Genomic DNA, 16072 nt, shown 5'->3' on the forward strand with positions numbered 1-16072 from the left:
ATTTACGTATGCACTGCATCCGTAAATAGGACCTGGCACCTAATAGATGCCTTTGATTGCGCGGATGTCTTGAAGTTTTTTATCGAACAGGGTCCAGTCGTCGCTTTCGGCGATCGGGGCCCAGATGGATTCTAACTCGTCGATGATCAGCGAGCAGCACTTGGTATTTTTGAAATACGGGTGTGCGGCTTTCTCTTCGTTAAGAACTTCATAGAATTCTAAATTCTTTTTCAAATCGGCAAAACTTGGATGATTGTAAACGGCGCTTTGTACAGAGTTACGCAAGCGCTCTTCGTTAATCCCCGAATGCAAATCAAAGAACGTTTGCTCAAACAGGGGCTGCGCTTCGCTTAAAAACTTAAAGAAGTTCATCATCATCTCTTGGTCCATCTCCAAAGACGCGCTTTCATCTTGAAGGGGATTTTTAATATTCAAGCGATGCATGAACAGTCTGCGACTTTCAAAGTTAAAGTCATCGGCAAACTCTTCAAGTAATTCCTCATAAGGCAGGTTCGGGTACCCGAATTTTAAAGCAAATCCCAATTGATGCAAATTCCACAGCACCGAAGTCGGCTGGCGCCCGTAAGCATAAAGACCGCTTTGATCAAAATAGGCGGCCGTGAATGCGGGATCATACTGCGGCATAAAGCGATAGGGACCATAGTCAAAAGACTCGCCCGTGATATTCATATTGTCGGTATTAAGAACTCCGTGCACAAAGCCTGCAAGCATCCATTCAGCGGCGGTGCGAGCGGCGTTTCTGCAAACAGCTTGCAGGAAGGCTGCAGCCCTTTCTTCACCTTGATATTGTGAAAGTTCTGGATAGTAATGGCGAACGCAATAATCCACGAGCTTCACGATATTTTCAGTCTCTTTGAAAAAGGCCAGGCGCTGGAATGTCCCGTAACGAATGTGGCTGTGATTTAAGCGAACCAAAACTCCGGCGCGAGTCGGGGATGGCTCGTCATGACGTTCTAACTCTTCGCCCGTTTCAAAGACTGAAAAAGTTTTGCTGGTATTAACACCATATGCTTCTAAAAGTTCCGTCGCCAGAATTTCGCGGAAGGCTCCCTTAAGTGTGAGTCGTCCATCCCCGGTGCGGGAGTAGGGCGTGCGACCACTGCCCTTTGTGCCTAGATCATAAAGTTTTTCTTTAACTAAAAACTGCGCATAAAGGAAGCCTCGCCCATCGCCAATTTGCGGGTTGTAGGATCGAAACTGATGTCCGTGATAACGAAGCGCTAACACCGTAACTAGATTTCCCGGCATGGGTTTGAAATCTGCAAAATAAGATTTCCACTCTGATTCTGATAAATCTCCTAAGCCAATGGACTCCGCCGCCGCCTGATTTCGATAGCGCAGTTGGGCTTTCGGGAAGCTTGCGGGCTGGACCTCATCATAAAATTCGGGACCCAATTCATAAATAGGAGGTGGCTGGTGCGTGCTCATATCTCATGTATGAGCTTACAAAGAGTGAAAGGCAAGCTGTAGAGTTTACGAGGGGAAATGGGCCTAGTTGACAGTGACTTGCATTTAGGGGATAAACGTAACTTAGGCGGTGCATGTGGACGAGCAAATTTTAAATGGAAAACCAGTCTTTAAAGCAGTGGAAGCTGCGGGGGCTGATCTTAAATCTTCATTTGCCATGAATCCGAACGCAGCGGCTTGCTGCGATGTCGATCACTCTCAACATGAACAATTCGCCGAAGAAACAGATATCTGGGATAAGCTGGGAATGTTTCTTTCGACGTTATGTGCGATTCACTGTTTGGTGACGCCTCTTTTGATTCTGGCCTTGCCAGTGATGGGGGAGGCCTTTGAATCTCACTGGGTGCACTTGTCGATGGCAGCAGTGATTTTGCCGATTGGGCTGTTTGCGTTCTGGTCGGGCTTTAAACATCACCGTCAAAGTAAAGTTTTGGCGATGGGTGTGGGTGGATTGCTGCTTGTTTGTGCAGGTTCAGTTCTTCCGCACGAAATGGTTGAAGTGTACGAGCACGATGTCGTGACGATCCTGGGGAGCCTCCTTTTGGTGACGGCGCATTGGTTGAATCGCAAAGCCTGTCAGTGTGAAGTTCACTCTCACTAGTTAAATATTTAGAGATATTAGTAATTTAAAAGCCGCAGTTGATGCGGCTTTTTTCGTTTCATGCAACGATTTGTGGCCTTGTCAGATTATGTCGTGTCTGGTTATTTTCGATTTGTAATTGAAAACATAGTGAAAATGAATACTATTTGAGAATACGAATCGAAACACACAGGAGGCAACACAATGAACCGTCGTGGATTTTTCAAAACACTAGCATCCGTAGCAGGGGCAGCAGTTATCGCTCCAACACTTTTGCGCGCTTTCTCTTCGGAAGCTCAAGCTCAGGAGAAAAGAAGAGGCGCAGCTCCTTCTGGTGGCGCAGCAGCTGGCGGCGCAATGCCAATGGTTGATCCCAATGACTCTGTAGCAAAAGCTGTGAAATACGTTGAAGACTACAAGAAAGCGCCTGAAGCAAAGGGCAACCGCTGCGCGACTTGCGGTTTCTACGGCAAGAAAGACGATAAAAAAGGCACTTGCACTATCTTTGCTGGTAAACTTGTACTAGCGGACGCATGGTGTGCATCCTGGAACAAAAAAGCTTAGTTCTTAGCGGTTGGTGAAAACGGCCCGCTTGCGTTGTTGGAGCGACTTGTTCTCGCTCCGACGTGCCGGGGGCACGCCTGCGCTGCGAGCAAGTTACTCCGCCTAGCAATCGAACCGTTTTGACCAACCTTGGTTGACGGTTTTTGGAAATAAAAAAAAGGTCCCTGGTGGGACCTTTTTTTGTTGGGGCTCGAAAATCCCTTTGGGATTTTCTTGCTTTGGGAGTTTGGCTCGAAAGCCCCTTGGGGCTTTCTTGCTATTTGGGGTCTCTTAGGGCGCGGCGTAGGATTTTGCCTACGTTTGTTTTTGGGAGTTCTGTGCGGAACTCTACAAGTTTAGGGATTTTGTAGCCGGTGAGGCTTTTTCTTGCGTGGGCGATGACGTCTTCTGGGGTTAGGCTTGGATCTTTTTTAACGATCACTACTTTTACGATTTCGCCGGAGTGTTCGTCGGGTACGCCGATGGCGGCTACTTCTAAAACGCCTGGGTGAGAGGCGATCACTTCTTCGACTTCGTTTGGATAAACGTTAAAGCCTGATACCAGGATCATATCTTTTTTGCGATCTACGATTTTAAAGAAACCATCGGTGTCGACAGTGGCGATGTCACCGGTTTTTAACCAGCCATCAGGGGAAAGAACTGCAGCTGTTTCTTCTGGGCGATTCCAATAGCCGCGCATGACTTGAGGGCCTTTTGCGCAAAGTTCTCCGGCTTCACCTTGTTTGACTTCGTTGCCGTCTTCGTCGATGAGTTTCACGTCTGTGCTTGGCATCGGTAGACCAATCGTACCGACACGGTCTGTGCCATCAATTGGATTGCAAGACACAACCGGAGAGGCTTCTGTTAAGCCGTAACCTTCAACGATTACAGAGTTCGTCATCTTGATCCATTTTTCAGTCACAGGTTTCTGCAACGTCATCGCGCCTGCAACACTCACTCGCACGGATTTAAAATCAATCGATGCGAATTCTGGATTGTTCATCAAGGCATTGAATAAAGTATTCACGCCAGAAACGACAGAGAAAGGTCTTGCTTTCAATTCTTTGATAAAGCCCGGGATGTCCTTTGGATTTGTGATCAGGATATTCTCGGCACCCATTTTCAAAAGCGCCAGGCAGTTCACCGTCAATGCAAAGATATGATACAGCGGAAGAGCAGCAATTGCGATCTCGCGACCTTCTTCAAGTTTAGGTCTCATCCACTCGCGGATTTGCATCATGTTTGAGATCACGTTTTTGTGAGTTAGCATGGCGCCTTTGGCAACGCCTGTTGTTCCGCCAGTGTATTGAAGGAAAGCTAAATCTTCGTGATTAGTTTTTACATTTTGGTGTGGGCGCATGGCTCCCAATTCCAAAGCCTGACGGAAAGTATAAGCTTGAGGGATGTCGTACTTAGGAACCATTTTTTTGATGTACTTCACAACGGAGTTCACCAAAATTCTTTTCGGAGTAGGGAATAGATCTGCAAGTTCAGTGATCACGACACTTTCAATTTGCGTATCCTTGATGATCGTTTGCAGATGATTTGCAAAGTTCGCCATGATGACAATTGCCTTTGCTCCGGAGTCTTTGAACTGATGTTGCATTTCGTGAGCGGTGTAAAGAGGATTGGTGTTCACAATTGTGAGACCCACACGAAGGGCTGCGAAGGCTGCCACTGGAAACTGCAACAGATTCGGCATTTGAATTGCTATGCGATCGCCTTTTTTTAATTTCAATTCGTTTTGCAGGAATGAAGCGAAGTGATTTACTTTTTGGTCCAGCTCCGCAAATGTGAGACTGACGCCCATGTTGGTGAAAGCTTTTCTGGAGGAAAACTTACGAACGGCTTCATCGTAAATATCAGTCAGAGATTGGTACTCGTTTGGGTCAATTTCAGGGCCAATTCCCGCAGGGTAGTTCTTGAGCCAAATCTTTTCCATGATGCCTCCTGATGACGTTCTCAATTGTGCTGAGCCTTCATTCTAGAGTAAAGGTTCGAGACGGGTAAAGGAAATTCTTGTGTTCAGACCGACCCTTTGCAAGACTTAAGGGATGAACATTTGTAAAATCCTTCTCATCCTGGTGATTCCAATAAGTTTGTTTACCTCTTGTGTTCGTAAGAAGGATTCGGCAGGGGATTCGGCGGCGACCGCACCCGCAGTCGTGAACATGCCAAAAAAGTTGGTTGTGAGTCCTCAGGATAAAGCGATGAACTCTTTTGCGCATTTGATGGAGCAAGCAGACAGTGTTCACCGCGAGGCCTGGTGGGTGTTGACGGGCGAGCGTCCTCCACTTTTAAAATCGGCCTTCGGTAAAGTTCAGCGTGCGATTTTATCACAGTCAAATGCCAAGCTTGGAAATAAATCTTTATTCAGTTGCGACCGCTATGAAGTAAAGCGCGACGTTTTGTCGCAAACAGGTTATCCGCAAAAAATCGATATGTTTGAGAAATGTTCCTCGAAGGCTCCGGCGAAACACATGGCATTTTTAAATGCGCAAAAAGAAGGGGAGTTTGAAGTCACTTTTTATCCTGAAGGTTTACAAGAAGTCCTTGGGATGAGTGCAGCGATTTTAAATAAGCCCATCGTATGTAAAATCCGTACGAACTCATCAGAGCAGTTGTTGGGATTAAATTGCAAAGACTGGGCTCAGGAAAAAAATAAAATCCAGATGATTCGCTTGGATGTTTATGATTATCAAAAAGAGGGCAAGGACATGATCCGCCTTCGCGGGAAAGTTTATGAGAACTTGACTGACATTCGTAAAATTGAAGCTGATGTCCCTATGACGGGTAAAATCACGGTGACCGAAACGGAACTTTATGCTCCGACACCGTCCCCAACTCCTAAAGCTACTCCACTGCCTTCAGTGACGCCGCAACCATCAGCCGTAGCAGATGGTCAGCAATCAGGCGAGGGGCAACAGCAGCAGACTCCAGCTGCAAGCCCAGCGGGCCCGGTCGTTGTTCCCATGGATCAACCAACGGTCCTATTGCCCGGAGGTGTGATCGGGGGTGAGGGCGCGCCTTCTTCGGATGCTCCGGTGGAGACTGCAAATCCTGAAGCGACTAATCATGGCTGGCCAACGGACGAGAACGGGAATATTATCGAAAATCCGCAACCGCTTGAAGTTGAAGGCGATCCTTCTCAGCCGGGTCAATCAGGGCAACCTGGTGCTCAGCCGGGTCAACAGCAAGCGCCGGTACAGCAGGAAATCCTGCATGATCAAGGAGCATCAAGTGGCCGCTAAAATTGAATTGGGTAAAAAAGTTCCCGCATTTAAAATTCCTTCATCCCGTGGAGAGACGTTTTCTTTGTCTTCTTTGAAAGGAAAAAAGATCGTTCTGTATTTTTACCCGAAAGACAGCACGCCGGGTTGTACGACGGAGTCGATTGAGTTTAATGATCTTTTGCCTAAGTTTAAAAAAGAAAACACGGAAGTGATCGGCGTTTCTCGCGACAGTTTGAAATCCCATGATAAGTTCATCTGCAAGTATGACTTTAAGTTTCAGTTGTTGTCTGATGAAGAGGAAGAGCTTTGCGGGTTGTTCGACGTGATCAAAGAAAAGAACATGTACGGCAAAAAGGTGATGGGCATCGAGCGCAGCACTTTCGTGATCGACGAAGATGGTAAACTTGTCGGCGAATTCCGCAAAATCAAAGCGGAAGGTCATGCGGCTGAGATGCTTAAATTTGTAAAGTCGCTTTAGCGTTTCTGGCGGCTGAGCAGGCTTATGAATCAAAAAATAAAATAGCGAAAGCTAATGAGCTTGTAAGCCGAGGGGCCAATAAGCCGATAAGCCAATAAGCCGATGAGCAGATAGCATAGAGCACATAGCTGATAGCAGATGAGCAGACGAGCCAAATAGCTAATAGCCAAACAAAACTAAATAATTTTAAAAACTGAAGCGGCGGAGAAATCGAAACTTCTTGTGCCGCAAAAAATCACGATGGGAAAAAGAATGAAAAACAAAAAATGGTTCGCTGTTAAAACTCTGTATGTAACTCGCGCAGTTGGTAAAAGCACTGCTAAAGGCAAAGCTCCTTTCGCAGAATTGCTTGAAGAACGCGTAGTACTGTTCCAAGCAGCGAACGCAAACGCAGCCGTTAAAGCCGCTGAAAAAGACGCTAAAGAATACAGCCAATACACTTACGCAAACTTCGACGGCCAAGCCGTACAAACTGAATACTTGAACGCATGTGACGTTTTCGAATTATATGAAACTTTGGAAAGCGGCGTTGAGTTGTTTGCATCCACTGAAGTTTTGACGAAGAAAGCATCCAAAAACGATTTGATCGCCCGCCGCCTTGGCAAGCTTGAAACAAACAGCACAATAAAAATGCGCAAACGTTTCATGAGCAAAGAATTGAGCGCTTACATCTAGTTTGCGGGGCGGGGTAAGACGCTTGAGTTTTACTCCGTCCGAATGCACCGTTCGGACCGACGCACGCAGCAACCGGAGCGTCAGTGAATCTGGCAGGATCGCAATGGTCCCTGGATCTGTTGCCGGACCGAAGCAGCCAGGCACCGAGATGACTCTGGCCCATCGAAATGATCTATCAGATACATCCTCAAATCTGTTCACCGAATCTGCGATAAAGTTATGACATGAAGCCATTCGACGCACCCAGCAACCGCAGCGGCAGTGAAAATGGTGAATTAGTAATGACCTCGCAGAATTTATTCCCACCGACGCAGCCAGTTACCGAAGCGGAGGTGGAAGTTACAAGATTGGACGCGAAAAAAGAAAAAGCCCTGGTTGATAGCCATGGGCTTTTTTTCAATTCAGTACAGGTAAGTCCGTACCCACTTAAGGTACGGACTTACTTGATCAATTCTAGTGAACCGCAGAAATCATCAACTCAGCAACCTGCTGAGAGAACTTCACGGGATCTGGAATCGAGGAACCTTCGTTTAACAATGCCTGCGCAAACAAGATTTCAGACCACTTCGCTTGTTGTTCTGGCGAAGCTTTTAGCATCTTTTCAAACAGCGGATGTTTCGCGTTGATTTCCATCACGCGCTTCACCGGCTGATTGTATTCTTGACCCATTTGCGCCATCAGTTTTTGCATGTGCGCCGAAGGATCATGCGCGGAAGAAACCAAGCACACCGGCGTGTTCGTTAAGCGCTCAGACAACACAACGTCTTTAACTTGGTTTTCCAAAGTCTTTTTCATTGTGTCCATCAAAGGTTGCAAAGTCGCAGCTGCGGCTTTCAATTCCTCTTCTTTTTGTTTCTTTTCTTCTTCAGTATCCAAGTTCAAGCCCTCAGCCGTGATGGACTGAAGTTTCTTGTCTTTGAACGTGCTGATCGCGTTTACAACCCACTCATCCACAGGATCCACCATCAAAAGAACTTCGAAGCCTTTTTCTTTAAGTTTTTCCAAGTAAGGAGAGTTCGTCACCTGAGACAAAGAATCACCTGTGATGTAGTACACATCTTTTTGCTCAGGCTTCATGCGCGCCACGTACTCATCCAAAGTCGTCATTTTATCAGACGCAGTGGAGTGGAACAGGCAAAGCTCCTGGATTTTTTCTTTGTTTGTTGGATCAACCGGTAAACCTTCTTTGAAAGTCGAACCGAATTCAGTCCAGAAGTTTTCGTATTCTGTGCGCTCTTTGTTCAGCAAATCTTTCAAGCCGCTCAAGATTTTGTTCGTCACGTTTTTGCGAATTGCTGAAACCTGACGGTCCTGTTGCAAGATTTCGCGGGAAACGTTCAGGGATAGATCAGAACTATCCACCAAGCCCTTCACAAAGCGCAGGTACTGAGGAAGCAATTCTTTGCAATCAGCCATGATGAACACGCGCTTGATGTATAGGCTTAGACCATACTCCATCTCGCGGTTGTTGAAGTTCCAGGGGCGTTTGCCCGGGATGTACATCAACGCGTTGAATTCCATCGTGCCTTCGGCACGGTAGTGGATCGTTTTCAATGGTTCGTTAAAATCATGGGACAAGTGCTGATAGAATTCCTTGTGGTCTTCTTTCGTCACTTCAGACGGAGATTTTAACCAGATCGCTTTTTGCGAATTCAAAGTCTCGTCTTCGCCTTTGTCGTTTTTCATCTTGATAGGATGCGCGACAAAGTCAGAGTATTTTTTAATCAAAGATTTCAAAACCCAAGCGTCAGTGAAGTCTTGAACTTCCTCTTCCTCTGCAAACTTTTTCAAGTGCAAAGTAATCGTCGTCCCCGTGCCCCCGGGGCGAGGAACTGAATCGATAGAGTAAGTACCATCACCCGTGGATTCCCAAGCCACGCCTTCATTAGTACCAGCTTTTTGTGTATGCAAAGTGACTTTATCAGCCACCATGAACGCTGAGTAAAAGCCCACACCGAATTGACCGATCAATTCAGGCTTGTTGCGCATTTCTTCATTCATTTGCATGAAGGCTTTAGCACCTGAGCGCGCGATCGTTCCGATAAATTGAACCACTTCTTCCTGGTCCATGCCGATGCCGTTATCGATAATTTTTAAAGTGCCTTGATCTTTATTACCTTCCAAACGGATCTCGGGAGACCAATCCGCTGGCAATAAACTTTGATGCGTTAAAGATTGGAATTTGAGTTTATCAATCGCATCTGAAGCATTGGAGACCAACTCACGAATAAAAATCTCTTTATGGGAGTAAAGAGAGTGGATCACGATATCCAAAAGCTGTTTAATTTCTGCATTAAAGGCTTGAACTTGTTTTGCCATAAATAAGCTCCTTAATTAAGTGTAGTGAAACGACATTCGGTCCGAAATTGATTTTGGCAAGGCCGGAACCTGACTTCTTGGGATAAAAAATGTCGTTAAGTTAAAGAAATCGCTGAAAATCTTGTGTTTAGCAGTCGCGGCAGCCAGATATTGGTGTCCTGAAGAACCGCCAGTACCGATTTTATTACCAAGCATGCGCATCGCCATCATCGCATGGCGGTAGCGCCAGTTCGTCATGTTCTCATCGATGTCCAAAAGGGCACGAATGATTCTAAATGGCGTCTGCAGGATCGGTTGATCGCGGTAAAGCTGAATCAACAAGGCCGCGTGCATCGCTTTATAGGACAAACGGAATTGCCCCTCAGCGCGCAGTTTATCGAAAGCCTCTTCATCAAACAAAGCATCAAAGCTTTGTAATGATTTTTCCAAGCCCTCGACGGTCTTCTTTTTTTCATCATCAGGGATGCGAGCATTGGCCTGAACTGTGGCGATGTCTTCTTTAAACATCTTGTTCACGGCCTGCTTATAAGTATCCCAGAAATTAAAGTTTTCACCTTGCAGGAACGGCGTGCGCTCAAGCCACTTTTCCAACGAATCAAACAAAGAAGGCTTGTCTAAGACTTCCAGCATTTCTTTTTGCTGATCTTCGCTTAAAGATTTCCAGAAAGGAGCCTGGTTGTAAGCCAAGCGATCCCCAATGCGAAGTCCTAATTTCGTTTCAATCAAACGCCACTGGAAACTTTGAAAGCCCGAAGCCGGATAAAGCATGTCACGGAAATCCAGGAAATCCAGGGGAGTCATGGTTTCCAAAACATCAATCTGACCCATGATCAATTTTTGAATCGCAACAATTCTTTCCAAGCGGGAAGTGGCTTGGCCCATTTCTTCCTCGGCCACGGTCGGTTTTTGGAAAGTCGCAAGAACGGAATCCAATTCAAAAAGAATTTGTTTAAACCAAAGCTCGTAAGCCTGGTGGACGATGATGAATAACAATTCATCGTGTGCAGGTTTCCCGTACTCCACACTTTTTGGATGTTGGGCGCCCAGAATTTTATCGATACCTAAATAATCATGATAATGAACCGGAGGGTATTTCATCGTGAAAGCTCCTTAATAGCAGTGGTAAAATTTTGAACGTCAGAACTTTGTGTGTCCCAGGAAGTCATCCAGCGGCACTCAAAAGTCTTTTCGTCCCAGACATAAAAGAAAAATTTCTCGCGCAAGGGTTTCACCCACGCGGAAGGAATCGTGGCAAAGACCGCGTTGCTGGTGGGTTTCGCACGAACACCCACACCCGGAACATTCTGGATCGCCTCGTAAAGTTCTTGAGCGCGCGCCAATGAATTCCCGGCTATGTCTTTCCATAAATCGTTTTTAAAATACTCGATAAACTGGCAGGCGATAAAGCGAGATTTGGAAGGAAGCTGACTGCTTTGTTTGCGCACATATTTAAAATCCTGCGCCAAAGCTTTGTTCAAAAAAATCACAGCTTCGCCCATCATCAGACCATTTTTTGTGCCGCCAAAGCTGACCACATCAACGCCCAAGTCTGTCGTGAATTCTTTAAAGCTAAGTCCCAAGGAAACCGCGGCATTGCTTAAGCGAGCCCCATCGATGTGAACGAATAATTTACGTTCGCGAGCCCATGCAATCAAAGAACGCAGTTCTTCCAGCGTATAGACAGTCCCAAGTTCCGTCGGCTGAGTGATACTTAAAACTGCCGCTTGAGAAAAATGCTGATCCCCGCGGCGGATGAATTGATGCTCTAATGCTTCAACAGAAAGTTTGCCATCAACCGTTGGAACTGTTTGCAGTTTGAAGCCACCCATTTGTTCGGGGGCACCACACTCATCCATATTAATATGAGAAACGTCCGCGCAAAGAACACTCTGCCACGGGCGAGTTATCGCACGCAAAGCTGTGACGTTGGCCGCCGTGCCGTTGAAAACGAAAAAGACCTGGGATTGTTCACCAAAGTGCGATCGAAAAGCACTGATAGCTTGTTCAGTCCATTCGTCAGTTCCATAAGAGGGCGCGTGTTCGACATTGGCCTTCGCCAATGATTCTAAAATCCTGGGGTGGACACCCGCATGATTGTCGCTGCCAAAACCGCGGTTCATAAAGCTAACCTTTATTTAAAAGACCAAAGATAAAATTATGAGAGATCAACGCCGCTAATTTGCAAGTGCGCTTATCAGAATCCAAAGGCGGGGAGACTTCGTAAATTCCCATACCGCGAATATCGTGATTTTTCATCATCCATTGAAGGGCTTCCAGGAAATCCTTGGTGAATAAACCCGTCGTCCAAGACTGAGAACAACCGGGAGCTTCATTGGAAGTAAAGGCATCGATATCCACACTTAAGAAAACTTTTTTGCCTTCTTTGCCGCGCAAATAGTCCTTCAAAGAATTCAAAAGGCCATTTTCATTCACTTGATCCAGTGTGATGATCTCAGCCCCTTTGCTGCGAGCCCAAGCGATGTGTGCTTGGCTGTTGCATTGGTTTTGAATGCCGACTTCGGCGAAATCCACTTGCCCAGAAAATTCTTGAAGCAGACGATGAAAAGGAGTCCCTGAATTCAGGCCTTTGTCAGTGGGGCGAACATCCATGTGAGCATCAAAGTTGATCACCACGGCATTGCCCTTATGGTTTTCCACGAAAGCGGTGCTATCGCAGTAACCATAATCATGGCCTCCACCGAAAGAAATCCAGCGCTTATTCATCTTAACTAATTGGCTTATGAGTTCGCGGCCCTTAGCGTGACGTTCTTCGATAGGTTTTTCCCGGTTCACTAAATCGCCCAGATCCAAAATTTTTGGAAGCTTCGTCGAAGCCAGGTGGGGAGTCATTTTATAAAGATAAGTACGGATTTCTTTGGGAGCGTTTTGCGCGCCTACGCGGCCACCGTTTAAAGCAATGCCTTCGTCATCGGGATATCCCAACAGCGCAAAATCGAACTCGTGTGAATCTAAAGAAGGTTCGCCCTTTGGCAGGAGCTGTACGCATTCCCCAAGGCGAGGATCCTCTTTGTCATTTTTTGTGAAAAGAAGATGCTTGTCTGTGGGATGTAACCAACTCATTAATTTTGTCCGGGTGTCATTCTGTAAAGAAGAAGTGTTTTGTTCAATTCACCAGTCTCTGAACTGTAGATCTTCATCACTGCAGATCCGCGGTTGAATTGGATCGTTCCAAATGTCGTGCTTTTTGAGTCAGACAGGAACATCACCCATTCTTTGCCAGAGCCTGGAATTAAGCTGTAGTTGTACTCCACCGGGCTTGCCGATACGGAAGTGTACACGCGGTCACCTTTGGTAACGACAGTTTGAGCCGGGTAGTACTTCATGGAGTTAAAGTCTTGAACATTGATAACCGCATCGCGAGAGTACCAATTGCCCAGCATGCGGCGAAGTCCAACGTACTCCACGGAATCAATTGAAACCGTGCAGTTGCCTGGATTTTTCAAACCCGTTGCTGTGATGAAGTCACCCGCCGCGAGTTTCACCAATGCATTCAAGGCCGTTTCATTATTAGAAGCGATCAGGTAGCGGTGACAAGGGTCTTCTGACTTCAAATACATGCTTCCGCCTTCAATAGATACAACGCCGCCAACTTGTTGCGCACCGAAGGCAACAGCAGACATCATAGCTGTGAGGACGAAAATTAAAACTCTCATGGCACCCTTGTTCCATGGGTGAAAAAGCGGGTCAACAATAAAAGGACTCCTTCGTTTGACTGACATAGTCATGCACAAGTGATGGGCAGATCTTGCCCGCAAACCCATAGAATCCTACACTAATTAGCAATGTCGAAATCAAATGACCTCAATATATTGTCGTTTCCCTGGAATGGAATTTTGCCCGAGTCCGCGCAAATTATCGTGCGCGATCTGGATGTCGTTGGAGTCGGGGCCCTTCGCCAGCAGCAACTGCTGAACATAAAAGCAGAGCGCGAGATTATTCTGCAAACGCATTCGACGTTTATTCCTTCCTCGGTGCGCGGGATCTACGATGAGGAATTGCAGAGGACACTTCAATGGCTGACTCCCTCCCGTGTGGTTGCTGAATCCAAATTTAATTTTGAAGAAGAAGTTTTAAAAACATTCACGCGGATTTTTCCTAAGACTCACCATCAACTCGGAGTCATGAGTTCAAAGCTTTGCGCTGAATATTTAAAAGAGATGGAGTGGAGCAGTTGGTTGCTTCAAGATCATTGGCGTTACTTTAGCGGTTTTATTCGTCAGAAATATTTGAATAAACAAACACTGATTGAGCTAGTTCAGTGGGAGTGGATTCACGCGTGGCTTGAGATTCAACCATTTGAGGTCGCCAATGGCTCATCTAAACAATTGGTTGTTAATCCGAGTTTGCAGACTTTGAATTTATCTCACGATAATGAGCTGATTCAGCGCTCTTCGGGACTTTATACATTTGTATACAATCAAGAATTGGTTAAAATAGTTGAGACGAAAATAGATATTTATGAGGCCGCACTCTTGGATTTACTCATGGGTGATCGTGAGTACACAGAGGAACAACTTTTAGAAATGGCACTTCTGGAGAAGTTGTCATCGCCGTGTACACAAGATCAGTGGCGAAAAAAAATCGAAGTTCTTCTCGCGTCCAATTTGATCATGCATGCATGATTAATTTTTTTTCAATCGATGCTTGTCTTTGTTTTGCGTCGCTGGTAGCGTCCCGTTTGGACTCAGGTACGTATTTGGAGGATTTAATTAAATGGCTACACAAGAATCGAAATTGGCGGCTTTCCTTAAAGAGTGTCGTTTGAAATCAGGCTTGTCACAAAAAGAAGTTTCATCTGTTCTAGGCTATGAAACTGCACAGTTCGTTTCTAACTGGGAACGTGGTGTTTCTTCTCCACCGATTTCTATTTTGTGGAAATTGGCGGGCTTGTACAAAATCTCTGCGCAAAAATTGTTTGATGTTGTTTTGGAAGAAGAGCTTCGTCTAACAGCGATCAACCTAAAGACACGCTTCAAACAAGCAAAAAGCAGTTAATTTTAGCGCGGAGAAGGTTTTCTCTGCGTTGCTGCATCGTCGGCGTACGGTGTACGCCTTCCTCTTTGCGCCTTGATAAAACCTTCTCGGCGCTAAAATTCCTGGCTTCGTTGTCGTGGACTCCGAACGGGAAGACCTCAACGTAAATTTCTAATAATGGGGTGGTTTTTCGTTGCCGCGGATTTCGGAGCCTTCGGCTTCGAGGGCTTCTTTGAGGCGGCTGGTGAGTCCGTTGAGTAGGACTTCGAGTTTTTCGATGGCTTTTTGTTGTTCGTAAACGACTTGATGAAGCTCTTCGATCACCTGGTCTTGGTGAGAAATTTTAATTTCTAAATTTACTAAGCGTGATTCGTCCACGGTCGACCTCTAGTTTGCGGGATGGTCTATGTCTTTTTTGTGGAAGAAGTCCTCTTTCACCAAGTCATAGAATGAATGATGACTTATCATATGGGATACGCCCGCTGCAACTGCTGCACTTAACATCATCGGGAAGAGGGAGGAGTGACGGTCCGTCATCTCGAATATAAGGATGAACGCGGTAAACGGCGTCTTCATAAAGCCTGTAAGAAATCCAATCATCCCACACAAAATCAGCAAATGATGATTGTGAGTCCAGACCAGCTCAGAAAACAAAGATCCCACGGTGGCGCCAATGGCCAGGGTCGGGGCGAACAGTCCACCCGCAACTCCTGCGATCGACATCAGGATGGGCCCGATAATACGCACTCCCACATCAGAGGCTGTCGCCCATTCCTCTTTGAATAACAGGTTGGTGATGATGACTTTTCCGCCACCCACGCCGTGTTCATTCCAGAAATAAATGGCCAACCAAAACAACAAGCCCGTTACTAGGTTCACGGCGATGAGTTTTTTGAAGTTTTTTATTTTCTTACGCTCTTGATTGATGCGGAAAAGTACTTTCCCCAAAACCGCACCCAAAATTCCTGTGATCGCGGCAAGCCCAATAATGGAAAAATAACTCTGTACGCCCACAGATTGAATCGACGGAAATCCAAAGTAAAGATATCCCCCCAGCACTGTCTGCACCAGAAGACCCGTGGCCATCACAGACCATAAAACATAGGTTTTAAAGTTATTGAAATAGTCTTTGCTGAGTTCTTCCAGAGCATAGGCAATACCTCCCAGGGGAGTATTGAAGGCTGCGGCCAGGCCCGACGCTCCACCAGCCAAAATAAATGTCCTGGTGGAAGCTTGCTGAATCCAGCGCGTGGACTTTTCACCCAGGCGATAGAAAATACCCGACACGATTTGCAAAGTGGGACCCTCTTGTCCCACGGCGCCTCCGCCTAAGACGCAGACGATGCTCGCAATGATTTTCATGCAAATAACCCGCACGCCAATGAGCGAGCGGATCAGTTTGCTATCGCTTGCCGGATCAAGTTCATTGGCAATCAGCATCTGTGGAATACCGCTGCCGCTGGCATGGGGTGCAAAGCGATAGGGTAGGAACCAGCTTAAAAAAACTGTGACGAGAGTCACGATCAATGAAATCGCCCAGTGAGTTTCATGCAAAATACGGAGAGAAAACTCCTCGGTGGCGAAAAATATTTTGGTATAAAGAATGGAAATGAAGGCCGCGACTAAACTTGCCACTAAAAATGGCACGATTCGCAATGATTCTTTGTACTGTAATTTTTCGATCAGTTTGTGAAGCTGAAAGCCGACGGGAGATTTAGGCATGCTTCACAAATACTCCCATCCGGAGTGGATGGGTATGAT

Annotated in this window: 16 protein-coding genes; 7 read left to right on the forward strand and 9 right to left on the reverse strand. The window is 46.2% G+C overall.

Annotated features, from left to right (window positions below; genetic code table 11):
• Positions 1 to 39 precede the first annotated feature (39 nt).
• Positions 40 to 1449, reverse strand: a complete 1410-nt coding sequence (locus ACLSU7_RS01325; protein ID WP_413293720.1) for a protein adenylyltransferase SelO family protein — start codon at positions 1447 to 1449, stop codon at positions 40 to 42.
• A gap of 115 nt (positions 1450 to 1564) precedes the next feature.
• Here ACLSU7_RS01325 and ACLSU7_RS01330 point away from each other — a divergent pair, with 115 nt between their 5' ends.
• The gene (locus tag ACLSU7_RS01330; protein ID WP_413293721.1) at positions 1565 to 2089 is read left to right on the forward strand and encodes a MerC domain-containing protein; all 525 of its coding nucleotides are present in this window, start codon (positions 1565 to 1567) and stop codon (positions 2087 to 2089) included.
• Positions 2090 to 2272: 183 nt separating this feature from the next.
• A complete protein-coding gene (locus tag ACLSU7_RS01335; RefSeq protein WP_413293722.1) occupies positions 2273 to 2632 on the forward strand; it encodes a high-potential iron-sulfur protein in 360 nt (119 codons plus the stop codon).
• Positions 2633 to 2888: 256 nt separating this feature from the next.
• On the opposite strand, the gene ACLSU7_RS01340 is transcribed toward ACLSU7_RS01335, so the two are convergent.
• The gene (locus ACLSU7_RS01340; protein WP_413293723.1) at positions 2889 to 4553 is read right to left on the reverse strand and encodes an AMP-binding protein; all 1665 of its coding nucleotides are present in this window, start codon (positions 4551 to 4553) and stop codon (positions 2889 to 2891) included.
• Between the two features lie 112 nt (positions 4554 to 4665).
• On the opposite strand from ACLSU7_RS01340, the gene ACLSU7_RS01345 reads away from it, so the two are divergent.
• From ACLSU7_RS01345 to ACLSU7_RS01355, 3 genes are all read left to right on the forward strand, one after another.
• Positions 4666 to 5862: a hypothetical protein gene (locus tag ACLSU7_RS01345; RefSeq protein ID WP_413293724.1), complete on the forward strand. Its 1197-nt coding sequence runs from the start codon at positions 4666 to 4668 to the stop codon at positions 5860 to 5862.
• Positions 5834 to 6322: a peroxiredoxin gene (locus tag ACLSU7_RS01350; RefSeq protein ID WP_413293725.1), complete on the forward strand. Its 489-nt coding sequence runs from the start codon at positions 5834 to 5836 to the stop codon at positions 6320 to 6322. The genes ACLSU7_RS01345 and ACLSU7_RS01350 overlap by 29 nt, the downstream gene beginning before the upstream one ends.
• 252 nt (positions 6323 to 6574) lie before the next feature.
• Positions 6575 to 6997: a DUF4288 domain-containing protein gene (locus ACLSU7_RS01355; protein ID WP_413293726.1), complete on the forward strand. Its 423-nt coding sequence runs from the start codon at positions 6575 to 6577 to the stop codon at positions 6995 to 6997.
• 453 nt (positions 6998 to 7450) lie between these two features.
• On the opposite strand, the gene htpG is transcribed toward ACLSU7_RS01355, so the two are convergent.
• Genes htpG through ACLSU7_RS01380 form a run of 5 tightly spaced genes read right to left on the reverse strand, consistent with a single transcriptional unit; the run spans position 7451 to position 12990 of the window.
• Positions 7451 to 9316: a molecular chaperone HtpG gene (gene htpG, locus ACLSU7_RS01360; RefSeq protein WP_413293727.1), complete on the reverse strand. Its 1866-nt coding sequence runs from the start codon at positions 9314 to 9316 to the stop codon at positions 7451 to 7453.
• Between the two features lie 15 nt (positions 9317 to 9331).
• A complete protein-coding gene (locus ACLSU7_RS01365) occupies positions 9332 to 10414 on the reverse strand; it encodes a tryptophan 2,3-dioxygenase family protein (protein ID WP_413293728.1) in 1083 nt (360 codons plus the stop codon).
• Positions 10411 to 11436: a threonine aldolase family protein gene (locus tag ACLSU7_RS01370; RefSeq protein ID WP_413293729.1), complete on the reverse strand. Its 1026-nt coding sequence runs from the start codon at positions 11434 to 11436 to the stop codon at positions 10411 to 10413. The genes ACLSU7_RS01365 and ACLSU7_RS01370 overlap by 4 nt, the downstream gene beginning before the upstream one ends.
• A gap of 4 nt (positions 11437 to 11440) precedes the next feature.
• Complete coding sequence (locus tag ACLSU7_RS01375; RefSeq protein ID WP_413293730.1) at positions 11441 to 12397, reverse strand: formimidoylglutamase; 957 nt, start codon at positions 12395 to 12397, stop codon at positions 11441 to 11443.
• Positions 12397 to 12990 (reverse strand): hypothetical protein, encoded by a 594-nt coding sequence (locus ACLSU7_RS01380; RefSeq protein WP_413293731.1) that lies wholly within the window; start codon positions 12988 to 12990, stop codon positions 12397 to 12399. Before ACLSU7_RS01380 ends, ACLSU7_RS01375 begins: the two co-directional genes overlap by 1 nt.
• Before the next feature lie 129 nt (positions 12991 to 13119).
• On the opposite strand from ACLSU7_RS01380, the gene ACLSU7_RS01385 reads away from it, so the two are divergent.
• Positions 13120 to 13959: a hypothetical protein gene (locus ACLSU7_RS01385; RefSeq protein WP_413293732.1), complete on the forward strand. Its 840-nt coding sequence runs from the start codon at positions 13120 to 13122 to the stop codon at positions 13957 to 13959.
• A 91-nt stretch (positions 13960 to 14050) separates the two neighbouring features.
• Positions 14051 to 14332: a helix-turn-helix domain-containing protein gene (locus ACLSU7_RS01390; RefSeq protein WP_413293733.1), complete on the forward strand. Its 282-nt coding sequence runs from the start codon at positions 14051 to 14053 to the stop codon at positions 14330 to 14332.
• A 150-nt stretch (positions 14333 to 14482) separates the two neighbouring features.
• Here ACLSU7_RS01390 and ACLSU7_RS01395 read toward each other — a convergent pair whose 3' ends face one another.
• Complete coding sequence (locus ACLSU7_RS01395) at positions 14483 to 14689, reverse strand: SlyX family protein (protein WP_181604247.1); 207 nt, start codon at positions 14687 to 14689, stop codon at positions 14483 to 14485.
• Between the two features lie 9 nt (positions 14690 to 14698).
• Positions 14699 to 16033, reverse strand: coding sequence for a chloride channel protein (locus ACLSU7_RS01400; RefSeq protein WP_413293734.1), 1335 nt, complete (start codon positions 16031 to 16033; stop codon positions 14699 to 14701).
• Positions 16034 to 16072 lie beyond the last annotated feature (39 nt).

The sequence above is a fragment of the Bdellovibrio sp. HCB185ZH genome (assembly GCF_047302455.1).
Classification (GTDB): Bacteria; Bdellovibrionota; Bdellovibrionia; order Bdellovibrionales; family Bdellovibrionaceae; genus Bdellovibrio.

Bases quoted from the DNA above. Each gene is read 5' to 3' on its own strand.
- ACLSU7_RS01400 (WP_413293734.1), bottom strand. From the start codon at position 16,033: ATGCCTAAATCTCCCGTCGGCTTTCAGCTTCACAAACTGATCGAAAAA.
- ACLSU7_RS01345 (WP_413293724.1), top strand. From the start codon at position 4,666: ATGAACATTTGTAAAATCCTTCTCATCCTGGTGATTCCAATAAGTTTG.
- htpG (WP_413293727.1), bottom strand. From the start codon at position 9,316: ATGGCAAAACAAGTTCAAGCCTTTAATGCAGAAATTAAACAGCTTTTG.
- ACLSU7_RS01335 (WP_413293722.1), top strand. From the start codon at position 2,273: ATGAACCGTCGTGGATTTTTCAAAACACTAGCATCCGTAGCAGGGGCA.
- ACLSU7_RS01325 (WP_413293720.1), bottom strand. From the start codon at position 1,449: ATGAGCACGCACCAGCCACCTCCTATTTATGAATTGGGTCCCGAATTT.
- ACLSU7_RS01380 (WP_413293731.1), bottom strand. From the start codon at position 12,990: ATGAGAGTTTTAATTTTCGTCCTCACAGCTATGATGTCTGCTGTTGCC.
- ACLSU7_RS01365 (WP_413293728.1), bottom strand. From the start codon at position 10,414: ATGAAATACCCTCCGGTTCATTATCATGATTATTTAGGTATCGATAAA.
- ACLSU7_RS01375 (WP_413293730.1), bottom strand. From the start codon at position 12,397: ATGAGTTGGTTACATCCCACAGACAAGCATCTTCTTTTCACAAAAAAT.
- ACLSU7_RS01385 (WP_413293732.1), top strand. From the start codon at position 13,120: ATGTCGAAATCAAATGACCTCAATATATTGTCGTTTCCCTGGAATGGA.
- ACLSU7_RS01350 (WP_413293725.1), top strand. From the start codon at position 5,834: ATGATCAAGGAGCATCAAGTGGCCGCTAAAATTGAATTGGGTAAAAAA.
- ACLSU7_RS01370 (WP_413293729.1), bottom strand. From the start codon at position 11,436: ATGAACCGCGGTTTTGGCAGCGACAATCATGCGGGTGTCCACCCCAGG.
- ACLSU7_RS01340 (WP_413293723.1), bottom strand. From the start codon at position 4,553: ATGGAAAAGATTTGGCTCAAGAACTACCCTGCGGGAATTGGCCCTGAA.
- ACLSU7_RS01390 (WP_413293733.1), top strand. From the start codon at position 14,051: ATGGCTACACAAGAATCGAAATTGGCGGCTTTCCTTAAAGAGTGTCGT.
- ACLSU7_RS01355 (WP_413293726.1), top strand. From the start codon at position 6,575: ATGAAAAACAAAAAATGGTTCGCTGTTAAAACTCTGTATGTAACTCGC.